At 31.3% G+C, this 14,149-nt stretch carries 16 protein-coding genes; 11 read left to right on the forward strand and 5 right to left on the reverse strand.

All coding sequences use genetic code 11. The annotated features are described in order from the left end of the window. Positions 1 to 27 precede the first annotated feature (27 nt). On the reverse strand, positions 28 to 192 hold the full coding sequence (locus AC1EUV_RS06855; protein ID WP_480197935.1) for a hypothetical protein: 165 nt from the start codon (positions 190 to 192) through the stop codon (positions 28 to 30). A 149-nt stretch (positions 193 to 341) separates the two neighbouring features. Here AC1EUV_RS06855 and AC1EUV_RS06860 point away from each other — a divergent pair, with 149 nt between their 5' ends. The 6 genes from AC1EUV_RS06860 to AC1EUV_RS06885 all read left to right on the forward strand — a co-directional run bounded on the left by AC1EUV_RS06860 (position 342) and on the right by AC1EUV_RS06885 (position 6,905). Next, a complete protein-coding gene (locus AC1EUV_RS06860; protein WP_480197936.1) occupies positions 342 to 803 on the forward strand; it encodes a hypothetical protein in 462 nt (153 codons plus the stop codon). Between the two features lie 27 nt (positions 804 to 830). After that, entirely contained in the window at positions 831 to 1,706 is an 876-nt protein-coding gene (locus tag AC1EUV_RS06865) for a hypothetical protein (protein ID WP_480197937.1), read from the forward strand. A gap of 90 nt (positions 1,707 to 1,796) precedes the next feature. Further along, the gene (locus tag AC1EUV_RS06870; RefSeq protein ID WP_480197938.1) at positions 1,797 to 4,271 is read left to right on the forward strand and encodes a TonB-dependent receptor; all 2,475 of its coding nucleotides are present in this window, start codon (positions 1,797 to 1,799) and stop codon (positions 4,269 to 4,271) included. A 78-nt stretch (positions 4,272 to 4,349) separates the two neighbouring features. Next, a complete protein-coding gene (locus AC1EUV_RS06875) occupies positions 4,350 to 4,970 on the forward strand; it encodes a YqaA family protein (protein WP_480197939.1) in 621 nt (206 codons plus the stop codon). A gap of 60 nt (positions 4,971 to 5,030) precedes the next feature. Further along, on the forward strand, positions 5,031 to 6,428 hold the full coding sequence (gene fumC, locus AC1EUV_RS06880; RefSeq protein WP_480197940.1) for a class II fumarate hydratase: 1,398 nt from the start codon (positions 5,031 to 5,033) through the stop codon (positions 6,426 to 6,428). A 6-nt stretch (positions 6,429 to 6,434) separates the two neighbouring features. Next, positions 6,435 to 6,905 (forward strand): nucleoside deaminase, encoded by a 471-nt coding sequence (locus AC1EUV_RS06885; protein ID WP_480197941.1) that lies wholly within the window; start codon positions 6,435 to 6,437, stop codon positions 6,903 to 6,905. Here AC1EUV_RS06885 and AC1EUV_RS06890 read toward each other — a convergent pair. Together AC1EUV_RS06890 and AC1EUV_RS06895 are read right to left on the reverse strand one after the other, a co-directional pair. Beyond that, a complete protein-coding gene (locus tag AC1EUV_RS06890; RefSeq protein WP_480197942.1) occupies positions 6,902 to 7,078 on the reverse strand; it encodes a hypothetical protein in 177 nt (58 codons plus the stop codon). The two genes, AC1EUV_RS06885 and AC1EUV_RS06890, sit on opposite strands and share 4 nt — an antisense overlap. Positions 7,079 to 7,233: 155 nt before the next feature. Then, a complete protein-coding gene (locus AC1EUV_RS06895) occupies positions 7,234 to 7,959 on the reverse strand; it encodes an FKBP-type peptidyl-prolyl cis-trans isomerase (RefSeq protein WP_480197943.1) in 726 nt (241 codons plus the stop codon). A 135-nt stretch (positions 7,960 to 8,094) separates the two neighbouring features. Here AC1EUV_RS06895 and AC1EUV_RS06900 point away from each other — a divergent pair, with 135 nt between their 5' ends. The 4 genes from AC1EUV_RS06900 to AC1EUV_RS06915 all read left to right on the forward strand — a co-directional run bounded on the left by AC1EUV_RS06900 (position 8,095) and on the right by AC1EUV_RS06915 (position 12,432). After that, the gene (locus AC1EUV_RS06900) at positions 8,095 to 9,705 is read left to right on the forward strand and encodes a hypothetical protein (protein WP_480197944.1); all 1,611 of its coding nucleotides are present in this window, start codon (positions 8,095 to 8,097) and stop codon (positions 9,703 to 9,705) included. Position 9,706: 1 nt separating this feature from the next. After that, positions 9,707 to 11,398, forward strand: a complete 1,692-nt coding sequence (ftcD, locus tag AC1EUV_RS06905) for a glutamate formimidoyltransferase (protein ID WP_480197945.1) — start codon at positions 9,707 to 9,709, stop codon at positions 11,396 to 11,398. A 75-nt stretch (positions 11,399 to 11,473) separates the two neighbouring features. Further along, complete coding sequence (locus AC1EUV_RS06910) at positions 11,474 to 11,962, forward strand: MarR family winged helix-turn-helix transcriptional regulator (protein WP_480197946.1); 489 nt, start codon at positions 11,474 to 11,476, stop codon at positions 11,960 to 11,962. Between the two features lie 5 nt (positions 11,963 to 11,967). Beyond that, on the forward strand, positions 11,968 to 12,432 hold the full coding sequence (locus tag AC1EUV_RS06915) for a GNAT family N-acetyltransferase (protein ID WP_480197947.1): 465 nt from the start codon (positions 11,968 to 11,970) through the stop codon (positions 12,430 to 12,432). Here the strand turns inward: AC1EUV_RS06915 and aroQ are convergent. Beyond that, entirely contained in the window at positions 12,429 to 12,845 is a 417-nt protein-coding gene (aroQ, locus tag AC1EUV_RS06920) for a type II 3-dehydroquinate dehydratase (RefSeq protein ID WP_480197948.1), read from the reverse strand. The genes AC1EUV_RS06915 and aroQ overlap by 4 nt on opposite strands. 5 nt (positions 12,846 to 12,850) lie before the next feature. Continuing rightward, positions 12,851 to 13,735 (reverse strand): hypothetical protein, encoded by an 885-nt coding sequence (locus AC1EUV_RS06925; protein ID WP_480197949.1) that lies wholly within the window; start codon positions 13,733 to 13,735, stop codon positions 12,851 to 12,853. 48 nt (positions 13,736 to 13,783) lie between these two features. On the opposite strand from AC1EUV_RS06925, the gene AC1EUV_RS06930 reads away from it, so the two are divergent. Further along, positions 13,784 to 14,116: a TM2 domain-containing protein gene (locus AC1EUV_RS06930; RefSeq protein WP_480197950.1), complete on the forward strand. Its 333-nt coding sequence runs from the start codon at positions 13,784 to 13,786 to the stop codon at positions 14,114 to 14,116. Positions 14,117 to 14,149: the final 33 nt, after the last annotated feature.

Here is a 14,149-nt window from a genome sequence, read left to right on the forward strand (position 1 = left end):
TTTTTATATAAACTTTATCCTTAAAACCTAATTATCTTTCTTCTTAGCTTCTCGTTTTAATTTAAATTCTTCTCTTAAATAACCTATAATCCAATAAGGAATTACAAAAGTCAATAAAAATATCATCATCCAAAAACCCATTGTAAAAACGGTTAAGAAAATTAAGAAACCTACAAAATGTTGAAATTCCATAATAAAAATTTGAAGCATTTAAATTTAGGTCAAAAATAAAATATATTTTTTACTTTGCATATATATTTTCTTATTTTTTAGTTCAACATATTAATAGTTTTAAACCTTTTTGAAGTTTAGTAGTCTAATTAACTAAAAATGAATTAGAAATGGTGTTTTATAAAAAACTCTTCACAGTTATAGTAGTACTATTTATGGGTACCACGTTTTCTTTTTCTCAAGAAAATGAAAATTATGATACTGAATTAAATTCTCTTTCACTAACACAAGAGCAGAAAACAATATTAAAAGAGCAATTACTTTTAAAAAGACAAATTAGAGAAAGTATCAAAAACAATCTTTCTGCCGATCAAAAAAGAATTTTAGCAAATAAGAACTTATCAAAGTCTGATAGAGCTAAATTGCTAAGAAAATCTCTTTCTTCGAAGCAATTATCTGACCTTAAAACAAATAGAAATATATTAAAGAATAAACGTATACAATTTAGAAAAACAATATCTAAACGACAGATGGTACGATTAAGACATTTTATTAATGATAAAAAAATACGTGATAGAAAAAGGTTGATTCGTCGTTTACGACAATTAATAAGACAAAATATTGATCAATAAGAGCTTTTTATACTTACCTAAATCTATATGAAAAAGTTTTTTTTAATTCTTGCACTTTCGTTTATTGCCATCAATTCTTATGCTCAGGCCGAAGAAGAAATTGACGCCATTATAGATGAATTAATCTCCGAAGAGTTAGATGTTATAGATTATATTGATCAATTAAGTAAACAACATTTAATTTATATTTCTTTAGAATATAATGATAAAACATATTTTCTTGGTAGAGATTTAAATATAGATCAGTTTAGCCTTTCTCCCCAAATATTATATCAACACCATAGTGGTTTTTATTTAGGCATGTCTGGAGCCTTTTATAGCGAATTTGATCCAAAATGGGATTTAACTACCGCAATAGCAGGTTATACAAATAGCTTCGGAAAACATGACAATTTTAGTTATGACCTAAGTTATAGTAGATATATCTTTACAGATTCTGAGTCAAGAGATTTTGAGAATAGTTTAGATGCAACTTTTAGTATTGAAACTAACAACCAATTACTAGGTGCCTCTGCCGGTGTATCATACTTTTTTGGTGAAGAACAAGGAATTCAAAATAACTTTGAAATTTACAGCTCAGTTGATCTTTTTAAAATAAATAACAAACATCAAGTATCTTTAAATCTTCAATTGTCATTTATTCTGGGTAATGAAAATATAGATACTTCAAGAATTGATGATCTGGTAATTGATCTCCCAATAATTGATAGAATTGTAAATGAGTTTGAAACATATGCCCTTAGAAATACACAATTATCAATTCCTTTAAATTTAGAAATTAACGATTTTCAATTTGAATTTGGTTACAATTTCAACTTTCCAAATGCGCTTGCCTTTGAACGGAATTTAGATAACACTACCTTTATTAACGCTGGTATAAGTTATATTTTTAGTTTTAAGTAATTTCTTTTAACAGATTTTTAACTGAAACTAATTTAAACCAAAGTACTTTCGATCTATCTAAGAGTTTTTAACTCAAATTATCATAATTTAATGAAAATTAATCAAATACTGCTATTGATATTTGTTTTAACAATGTGTCAAATAGCAACTTCTCAAAGACCTCAACAAAGAAATACTCAAATAGAAAAAGTTGAAATTACAGGTAAAGTAATTGATAAAGAAACTAAGCAACCTTTAGAATATGCCACCATTGTAATTACTCCTGTTAGAGGAAAAAGAGTTACTGGTGGTCTAACCGATAACAAAGGAAATTTTACAATAGAAGTCTTTAAGGGAACCTATAATATTTCAGTTGAATTTATCTCATTTAAAACTCATAAAATAAATAATAAATCTATTCTAGAGAATCTAAATTTAGGCACAATTTTTCTAGAAACTGATAGTGAAAATTTAGATGAAGTTGAAGTTATTGCTGAAAAATCGACTGTAGAAATTAGACTCGATAAAAAAATATATAACGTTGGTAAAGATATGACCGTTAAAGGGGGTACTGCCTCAGATGTTTTAGACAACGTTCCTTCTGTAAATGTAGACGCCGAAGGAGCCGTAAGCCTTAGAGGGAATGAAAATGTTAGAATTCTTATAGATGGTAAACCATCAGCTTTAGTAGGTTTAAATGGTACTGATGCATTACGTAATTTACCTGCAGACGCCATAGAAAAGGTAGAAGTAATCACCTCCCCTTCTGCACGCTATGATGCAGAAGGTACTGCAGGAATTTTAAACATTATTCTAAGAAAAGGAAAAATAACAGGTTTTAATGGTTCTGTCAACCTCACTGCAGGATATCCTAATCAACTAAGAATAGCGCCTAACCTAAACTATCGTACAAAGAAAATTAATTTGTTTTCAAATATTGGATATTCTTATAGAAAGGGTCCTGGAAATTCCTTTTCAAAATTCTCTTATCTAGGTAATGATAATATTATTGATAGCACCCAAACCGAGGATAGAACTTTTGATAGAAAAAATAAAAATTTTAATGCTTCTTTAGGTTTAGAGTATTACTTAACCAAAAATAGTTCTATTACAGGTTCCTTCTTTTACAGAGATTCCAAAGGAGATGATGTAGCTACCAATATTACCAGTAGATATCAGTTTGATGACCCAACTCAAATACTTCATGATGAGATTCGTATAGAAGATGAAGTAGAAGACGGTGCAGATACTCAATACTCTATAAATTACACCAATAATTTTGACGGTAAAGGGCAAAAACTTACCATTGATTTACAATATGGTGAAAGTAATGAAACCGAAAACGCCCCAATTACAACGAATGGAACACTTTCAGAAAATAATTCACAAATAACTAGTTCTACTGATAAATTATTGCAAATAGATTATGTATTGCCTATAGGTGAAAAGAGTCAGTTCGAAATTGGGCACAAAACAACCTTGCAAGACTTAGATTCTGATTTTAGAGTTCGCATCTTAGATCCTAATAATAGTTTTGATCCATCAAATGCTATTAACTTCAAGCAAAATATCTATGCATTTTACACTCAGTTTGGTAGTAAAATAAATAAATTTTCATATTTACTGGGCTTAAGAACAGAAATAACAGATATTGATTTAGATGTTATTACAACCAATCAAACATCTGATAAAAACTTTACAGAATGGTTTCCAACAATAAATTTAGGTTATGAACTAAATGATAGAGAAAATATTACTTTAGGATACAGTAGAAGGTTAAGAAGACCTCGTCATTGGTTTTTAAATCCTTTTGAAAGTAGAAGTTCTGCAACTAATATCTTTAGAGGAAATCCAGATTTGACTCCAACATTTACAAGTTCATTTGACCTAGGATATAATACAAAAATTATCAAATTAGATTTAGGAGCATCCCTATACTATCAAATTTCTACAGATTTAATTAGGCCAGTATCAATTACAGAAGTAAGAAACGGTACAAATGTATTTATCAGACAGCCTATTAATTTGAATGATGAAAACCGTTATGGTTTTGAATTCACTGCAAACTATTCTCCGACAAAATGGGCAAGGTTTTCCGCTTCTTTTAACTACTTCAAGTTTAATACTGATGCATTTACTTATGTCTATACAACTCCGAGCGGAGATCAGGTAACAACTATCTTAAATGAAGTAAATGAAAGTAGCTGGTTTACTCGTTTTAACTCAAGAATTACCTTACCTCCTAAGATTCAATGGCAAACTCGTATTATGTATAGAGGACCGCAATCAAATGCACAATCAGATAGAGACGGAATATTTGTTACCAACCTATCTTTTAGTAAAGATTTATTCAAAGACAAGGCCTCTTTAGTTTTAAATGTGAATGATTTGTTCAACTCACGTAAGCGTCAAAGCACTACTTATTTCGGTAGTAGAGAAAATCCAACTACACTTTCTGAAGGAGAATTTCAATGGCGCGAGCGTCAAATATCATTAAGTTTTATTTATCGTTTCAATCAAAAGAAGAAGCGTGAACGTCCACAAAGAGAAAACTTTGAAGGTGGAGAAGGTGAATTTGGTGGTTAATTCATAAATTTAAGTTAATCATAAAGTATGGTATTTGATTAACGTAAAATAGTTCTTACTTTTGCGCCTTGTTTGAAAATGAAAAAAGGCGCTAGAGCACAAAAGAAGTCAAGGTTTAAACTATTACATCAGTATTATTCATATACCGGTTTTTATAGTTTTATAGGTAATAGCTTAAAGAAAGCTATATTGCCTATTTTAGCTATTGTTATTGCTCTGGTTCTATTCAACTCTTATGTTTACAATATAAATGATGGGCTTCAGAGAATAACTGAAATCTATTCTACTAAGGGTATTCTCATTATTTTCTTTTTATCAGAATCATTCTTAGGGTTAATTCCTCCAGAGATTTTCATTGCTTGGTCTAAAAAAACGAGTAATCCCATTTTATCACTATCAATTTTAGCAACGCTATCTTATATAGGTGGTATTATCTCATTTTTTATAGGAAAAGCTGCTTTAAAAATAAATGCCATTAAGAATTATCTCGAAAACAAAATGGCAAAGCATTTAAAGAATACTAAAAAGTGGGGTGGGTTTTTAATTCTTACCGGAGCTTTATTACCTATACCCTTTTCTATTACTTGCATGGCAGCAGGTATGATACAGTATCCTTTAAAAGGTGTTATTGCATTTGGATTATTTCGGTTCGCCCGTTTTGCTATTTATGCTTTAGCAATCTTCCAAATCGTTCAATAATTCAACTATCATTCATCAGCTATTTTGTAACTTTGCAGTCCACAAAATCAATTCATTTAGATGGACTACAGAATAGAAAAAGATACTATGGGCGAGGTAAAAGTACCTGCCGATAAATATTGGGGCGCACAGACTGAAAGATCAAGAAATAATTTTAAAATTGGAGCTCCAGCATCAATGCCTTTAGAGGTTGTTTACGGATTTGCTTATCTTAAAAAAGCTGCAGCTTATACCAACTGTAAACTAGGGGTTTTAGCTGAAGAAAAACGCAATTTAATTGCTCAGGTATGTGATGAAATACTTGGTGGAAAACATGATGATCAATTTCCATTGGTTATTTGGCAAACTGGTTCTGGCACCCAAAGTAATATGAATGTTAATGAGGTGATAGCCAACCGAGCTCATGAAATTGCAGGCAAAAAGATTGGGGAAGGAGAAAAGACTATTCAGCCAAATGATGATGTAAACAAGTCACAATCATCTAACGATACATTCCCCACTGGTATGCACATTGCATGTTATAAGATGATTGTAGAAACTACTATTCCAGGAGTAGAAAAGCTAAGAAACACCTTAGATAGCAAAGCTAAAGAATTCAAAGATGTAGTTAAGATTGGTCGTACACATTTAATGGATGCAACTCCTTTAACTGTTGGTCAAGAATTTTCTGGCTATGTATCACAATTAGATCATGGATTAAAAGCATTGAAAAATACATTAGACCATCTTTCTGAATTAGCTTTAGGTGGTACTGCTGTAGGAACAGGATTAAACACTCCTAATGGTTATGATGTTACTGTAGCAAAATATATTGCTGATTTTACAAGCTTACCATTTATAACTGCTGAAAATAAATTTGAAGCTTTAGCGGCGCATGATGCTATTGTTGAATCTCATGGAGCTTTAAAACAATTAGCAGTTTCTTTAAATAAAATAGCAAATGACATTAGAATGATGGCATCAGGGCCTCGTTCAGGTATTGGTGAGCTGATTATCCCTGCTAATGAACCTGGCTCATCAATTATGCCTGGCAAGGTTAACCCTACCCAAGCAGAAGCCTTAACTATGGTTTGTGCACAGGTTATAGGTAATGATGTTGCAGTAACTGTTGGTGGGACACAAGGACATTACGAATTAAATGTATTTAAACCTATGATGGCAGCCAATCTATTACAATCGGCTAGATTAATTGGTGATGCTTGTGTGTCATTTAATGTTAATTGTGCTGTTGGTATTGAGCCTAATACTAAAGTGATCAAAGAGTTATTGAATAATTCTTTAATGCTAGTAACTGCTTTAAATACCAAAATAGGTTATTACAAAGCTGCTGAAATTGCTAATACAGCGCATGCTAATGGAACTACTTTAAAAGAAGAAGCTATAAGGTTAGGCTATGTTACTGAAGAGCAGTATGATGAATGGGTAAAGCCAGAAGATATGACTGGAAGTTTAAAATAAAGATCAATGAACCATAAAGAGTTTATGAGTGAAGCAGTAAAAGCTGCTTTAAAAGGAATGCAAAATAATGAAGGAGGTCCTTTCGGTTGTATTGTTGTAAAAGATGGAGAAATAGTTGGGAGAGGAAATAATAAAGTAACTTCAACAAATGACCCAACGGCACATGCAGAAGTTACTGCCATTAGAGATGCTTGTAAAAATTTAGGAACTTTTCAGTTAGACGATTGTATAATATACACATCATGTGAGCCTTGCCCTATGTGTTTAGGTGCCATTTATTGGGCTCGGCCTAAAAAGGTATACTATGGTAGTAATCAACAGGATGCTGCTGATATTGGGTTTGATGATGAATTTATCTATAAAGAAATTCCTTTACCTTACGATAAGCGTAGTATTCCTTTTGAACAATGTGCTAGAGATATTGCGTTAGAACCATTTAAAAAATGGTCCGAGAAAGAAGATAAAATAGAATATTAATACTCTAAATCTAAATTACCTTGAGCTCTTACTGTCTCCAAATATTCGAGATATTTTTTATATTCTTTTAATTTTGATATGGTATACTTATCTTTCTTGTAAGGATCGAAGTATTTCTTTTTCTTTTTTTTAAAACGTGTTGATTCGTTTTCAGGGTTAAAATTGTTTTCCATGTTTAGCGAGTTTGATTATTTAGAATAACGAATCATAAAATGGTTTTAGTATATATTCCTTTAACCAAAAAATATTCCAACAATAATCTAGTAAAAGCAAGAAGCCAGTAACTATTTGTTACTGGCTTCTAAAATTCTTATTAATAATTATATTGTTATTTAACTATATCTAATAATTCTACTTCAAATACTAGGGCATCAAACGGTCTTATCTTTCCACCTTGACGAGGAAAAGCTCCATAAGCTAATTCTTGTGGAACAAAAAATTTATACTTTGAACCTACTGACATTAATTGTAAACCTTCAGTCCATCCTCTAATAACTTGACTTACAAAAAACTCAGATGGAGTACCTCTATCTACCGAACTATCAAATACAGTTCCATCTGCTAAAGTTCCATGATAATGTACTTTTACTTTATCCGCGGGTACTGGTTTAGCACCGCTACCTTCTTTAAGAACTACATATTGCAGACCGCTTTCTGTAATTTTTACGCCTTCTTTTGCTTTATTTTCTTCTAAAAAAATTTCCCCAGCTGTTTTTACTTCACCAAATTCTTTTTCAGCATTTTTTAAAGCATCTTCTTGCTGTTTTTCACGATCTTCAACCTGTTTTTTAGTCATATAAGCTCTAACAACTGGTGTTATCTTATCATAATTCATTAAAAGATTTGTAGAATCTATACCATTTCTAATTCCTTGAATTAATAATTCTCTATCAAGTTCATCAAATCTTTTTAAGTTATTGGCTATGTCCATACCAATAGCATAACTAACTGAATCAACTTCGCTATCTAATGATTTCTTTGTTACTCCTTGACTATTACAAGAAGCCAATGTTGCTACAAATAGTACAACAGCAAAAATTTTAAGTAATCTCATTCTATATTTCATTTTTAATAAGCGCCAAAAATAGAAAAATTATATGATTATTCTTTACATTTTTTGTTGATTGATGTATTCTATTTAGAAAACAATTTTAAATTTGATATAATATAAAACACCAATTACTCTATTATGAAATTATTTTTTAAAAGTTTGGTTTTTTTTATCTTTATAATAATTCTTTTTAATTGCGAAAAAGAATCTATTATTGAAATTAGTATAAATAATAAATCTTCATCTAGCTGTGGAAACCCAAATCCATTGTATAATTCAGGAGATGTAATATCCAATGACATAAATATTTTAGCTTCTGAAAGCTGTGGCACCTTAATTTTTGATGGAATAACGTTTAACGAAGCAGAAATATTTATAACTACAGATATTACGCCTGAGGATCCAGATAATTATGTAGGCAAAGGTTATGATAGTATAATTGTTAAGAATTCTACTTTTGCAAATCCTGATGGCTTAGCAATCAGAATTAGAGGAGGCCACAAATATGTTCTTATTGAGAATAACACTTTTTATACAGATGCACCTTATGATCCTGATACCAATTATCCAATTGCAATTTCTGCAACGACTGTAGTTACTCAATCTGATCGGGTAGGCGAAGTAATAATTAGAAATAATAATATGAATGGGTTTGCAAATTGTTTTTTTGGGCAAAAACTATCAAAATTAACAATTAAAGATAATTGCTTTAATGTTAATAAAGGAACGGGAACACCTGGAATGAAAATTGACAATGCGTCTGGTTTCGCTCCTAACGATGAATTAACTAATATTTTAATTGAAGGTAATGTTTTTGATATTGAAACTGGTAACGCGGCTATTGTGTTACAAAGCGATACAATTAATGATGGATTAACAAGTAATGTCAAAATAAAGAATAATTGGCTTAACGATCGCATTTGGACTATAAATGGTGCCCCAGGTGCCGTTATAGAAAATAATACTTTTGACTTAAGAAACAAAATATATCCGAACCCAGACGGTCATGGTGGTTTCAGGTTTGCATCTATCGTAGGAGAAGAAACTATTTTTACAGATAATAAGTTTATTTTAGACACACCTCCCAATGATGTTAGGTTGAAAAATGTTATCAGAGTTAGGTCTCCAAATAACAATTATTTCCTAGAGCGAAATGAATTGGGCAATCATGGTAATATTGTTGACTACACAGATGCACAAATTCCTGTTGATTTATCCTCATCAATTACAATTGGAAATCCAGATATTGCACGTATCACTTGGAGGGAGGTTAGTGGGTCCTCAGAATACATTGCTGAATATTCTACAAGTCCAACTTTTGCTTATTTTACTACTTCTATAAGAACTAATAATATCTTGGGAATACCAATAGCTAAAAATGCTATTTTTTATGTAAGAATAAAAGCTGTAAGAAATTTCGATGGGTATGAATCCTACCCTTCCCAAGTTTTAGTAGTAAAAAATAATAATGCTCCTACTCAGTTCTCATCCGTTATAACTTCAAACTCTGGTTACGATATAGCTTTAGTAAAATGGGCTCCAGTTAACAACGCAACTGAGTATATTGTTGAGTATACAACAAGTTCTACTTGGGCATATTATCAAACTTCTCACCGTACTACCAATACTTTTGGACTTCCTGTAGCTTATGGGAGCGATTGGTATGTTCGTGTAAAAAGTGTAGTAAATGGTACTATATCTCCTTATTCCAGAGTATATAGAATAAGTAATAAATTAGATTGTAATTAAAATGCAAAAGCAACTTATAGAATGTGTTCCTAATATCAGTGAAGGACAAGACTCAGCAAGAATTAATGAAATAGCTAAAATTGTTGAAACAGTTGAAGGCGTGAAATTATTAGATATAGATCCTGGTAAAGCAACAAATAGAACTGTAATAACTTTTGTTGGCGAACCCGAACCGGTTATTGAAGCAGCTTTTCGATTAATTAAAAAGGCTTCCGAACTAATAGATATGAGGAAGCATTCTGGTGAACATCCTCGTTTTGGTGCTACAGACGTTTGCCCATTAGTACCAATTTCAGGCATAACCTTAGAAGAAACAGCTAAATATGCTCATAAATTAGGAAAACGAGTTGGTGATGAACTTGGTATACCAGGATATTTCTACGAGAACGCTGCAAAAGAAGAAAAGCGAAAGAATTTAGCAAATTGTCGCTCAGGTGAATATGAAGGGCTTTCGAAAAAATTAGTTGATCCCAATTGGAAACCAGATTTCGGGCCATCAGAGTTTAATGATTCTGTTTCTAGAAGTGGCGCCACTGCCATCTCTTCTCGCGATTTTTTAATTGCTTATAATATTAATTTAAATACTACTTCTACGCGTCGCGCTAATGCAATTGCCTTTGATATTCGCGAAGCTGGTAGAATTAAACGTGAAGGAAATCCTATTACTGGCAAAAAAATATTAGACAAAAATGGAGAACCAGTTCGTATGCCTGGCAAGCTGAAAGCCGTAAAAGGAATTGGTTGGTATATTGAAGAGTATGGTATCGCTCAGATTTCTTATAACTTAACCAATATTTCAATTACGTCTATGCATGAGGCTTTTGACGAAAGTTGCAAAGTTGCTCAAGAAAGAGGTTTACGTGTTACCGGTTCAGAACTAGTTGGTCTTGTGCCCCTAAAAGCAATGTTAGATGCGGCTAATTATTTTCTAATCAAGCAAAATCGTTCATTGGGTATTGCAGAATCGGAAAAAATAAAAATTGCGATAAAGTCACTTGGTTTAGACGATTTAAAACCTTTTAATCCTAAAGAAAAAGTTATTGAATATATGCTTGACGATAATTCTAAGAAATTAATTGATTTTAAGTTAGATGATTTCGCGGATGAAACCGCTAGTGAATCTATGGCTCCAGGTGGTGGATCAATCTCTGCATATGTAGGCGCCTTAGGGGTTTCATTAGGCACCATGGTTGCTAATCTATCAGCCCATAAGCCAGGATGGGATGAAAAGTGGGAATTCTATTCTAAATGGGCTGAAAAGGGGCAAGATTACAAGAACAAACTACTGTTTCTAGTTGATGAAGATACGAATGCATTCAACAAAATTATTGAAGGATTTAGAATGCCAAAAGGTTCTGATGAAGAGAAAAAAATACGTCAACAAGCTATAGAAAATGCAACAAAATATGCTACTGAAGTTCCGCTTCAAGTTATGCAAACTGCTTACAATTCTATAGAAGTGATGAAAGCAATGGCAAAAGATGGACTTCAAAATTCGTTATCTGATGCCGGAGTTGGTGTGTTATGCGCTAGAACTGCCGTAATTGGAGCGTATTTTAACGTTCGTATAAATGCAAAAGACATAAAAGATAGAAACTTTGCAGATAATATTTTAGATAAAGCTGAAATTATCTATCAGTCAACTTTAAAAGAAGAAAAAGAAATTATCGATCTTATTGATAGTAAAATGTAATACTACTACTCCATTTTGGTATTTAAATAATATTTTATAAATTTGCATAAGTATTTATATAAATATTTATGTATAATGAATAATTCTGATAAGTTAATACAATTTCAAGAGCTGGCTTTAGGTTCAAGATTAAAAAGACTTAGTGATCAAATAATGAAAGAAGTTATAAGGATATACAAAGAATCAAAGCTAGATTTTGACCCTTATCATATGCCTATTTTTAAACTTGTTAGTGAACAAGATGAACTTTCAATTAGTGAGATTAGCAGCTCATTAAAAGTTACACAACCAGCAGTAACACAATATGTTAATAGTTTAATAAAAAAGAAACTAATAGTTTCTATAACAGATAAACATGACAAAAGAAAACGTAAAATCAGTTTGACGGAAAAAGGTACAACGATTCTAGAAGAATTAAAACCAGTTTGGAAAATAATAGACGAAGAAATAAAAAAAATAACACAGAAAAGAGAAAATAAAACATTGCTAGATCATATTACTTATGTTGAAACTGAATTAAATAAAAAATCATTTAGTGAAACTGTAATTACTAAGTTAAAATAATGATGATGAAACATCCTATAGAAATAATATCATTTAGAGAAGAATATTCAAATCATTTTAGAGATTTAAATATTGAATGGTTAGAGAAATTTTTTTATGTTGAAGAGCATGATAAAGAAGTTTTAAATAATGCAAAAAACTACATTATAGATAAAGGTGGGCATATATTCTTTGCTCTACAGCAAGGACAAGTAGCGGGTACAGTCGCTTTAATGAATGAAGACGAGGGTTACGAATTGAGCAAGATGGCCGTTTCGCCTAAATTTCAAGGATTAAAAATTGGCCAACAACTTATGCAATATTGTATTGAGTTTGCTAAAAATCAAGGATGGGAAGAGCTCCTGCTCTATTCTAACACTAAATTAGAAAATGCAATTTATATATATAGAAAATATGGCTTTAAAGAAGTAGCTATTCAAGCAAATAGCCCGTATGCCAGAAGTGATATAAAAATGGTTTTGAAACTTTAGTCTAAAAAAGATTCGATAGCAAGTTCATATCCTTTTAATCCGAAACCAATAATGATTCCTGAAGCATTCGGAGCGATATAAGAATTATGTCTAAACTCTTCACGGGAAGAAACATTAGAAATATGCACTTCTATAACCCCAGTTTCTATTGCTTTAACCGCATCACCAATTCCAACTGAAGTATGTGTATAAGCTGCTGCGTTTAAAATAATGCCATCATAATTAAATCCTACTTCGTGCAGTTTATCTATAATTTCTCCTTCAATATTAGACTGAAAATAGTCTAACTGAAGTTGAGGATATTTATTCTGTAGCTCTTTAAACAAATCTTCAAAACTGGTATTCCCATAAACTTCTGGTTCTCGTTTACCAAGCAAATTTAAATTAGGGCCGTTAATAATTATAAGTTTCATCTATGTTATTTACGCTTAATTACAGTTACCGTTGTTGTTTTATCTTTATTAAGATTTGTATATAAACCTAACTCATTATTTCCATCATACAAAGCTATTTTAGCAGTATTTGGCGATATATTCCCCATATTTTCTGCCTTAATTACAACGATATTCTTTTGTTTTACCAAATCAAAAGTAACTATCTTTTTTGTATGAGTGATTTCGTAGTTGGCCAAGACCTCTTTGCCATTCACTAAAACAGTAATTCTATCTCCATCTTCTTTGCCCGCATCCCAAATCTCCATCTTAAATTTATTAGATTTCCAAAAAACTGAAGTAACCTCACCTTCCTTCAATGTATTCATTCTTATGCTATCTAAAATTCTAACAGGGTTTATTCTTTTTTTGGTAGCATCGTCTATTCTTTTTGTTTTAGAAATTTTCTTGCTCAATCTATTCATTCTTTTATACAAAGCTTCTGTACCAGCGAGCCTAATTTCTCCATCGATACACTTAGTTCCATCATTAAAGAGTCCCTTAAAACTACCTGTCAGTTTACTTTTCTTACTAGCTAATTTTAGTTTACCCGTAAAATTAACAAAACAAAAATCTTGCTGGGTTACAGGTGACTTTGTATAAACAATATCTTTCTCTTTAAAAACAAATTCTTTTTTCTGCTTGTCATATTTTCCAGAAATTACATTTTTAGTTTCATGTTCACCATGTAAATCTGTGATAGAATAACCACTTATTTCTCCTTTATTTTCTGAAAATATCAACCTATAGGATATGTTAGTCGTATCATTTAGAAACACAAAACCTAAAAATTCATGATGTTGCTGAGCCTTTAATACTGATACAGAAAAGGTTAAAAATATAATAATCAAAAAAGAATATTTTGGTTTCATTTTGATAAAGTTTTTAGTACTTTGGATGGCAAATTAAATTAATATATTATGAAAATCAAAACAATCATTACGGTATTAGTGTTTATGTTAACTATTACCGCTACTTATGCCTCTTTTCCTGTAAAAAGAGTAGCCAAAACAGATGTAAATTCTGAATTGAAAGTAGAAACCGAGGAAGTTGTTGCGTTAACTACTTCAAGTCAAAATCAAGACAAGTGGGTTGGTGTGGCTTTATGGTTCTTTTTAGGATGGCCCTTTGCTGCTCACAGATGGTACTACAAAAAACCAGTAGGTTGGAATATCTTATTTATTCTTACTATTGGAGGTCTTGGAATTTGGGCTATTGTTGATTTAATCAATATACTGACTGACAAATTTTAACCTAATTAACCATAAGATAAAAAAAGCCAATGT

Source organism: Maritimimonas sp. 2304DJ26-3, assembly GCF_056591635.1.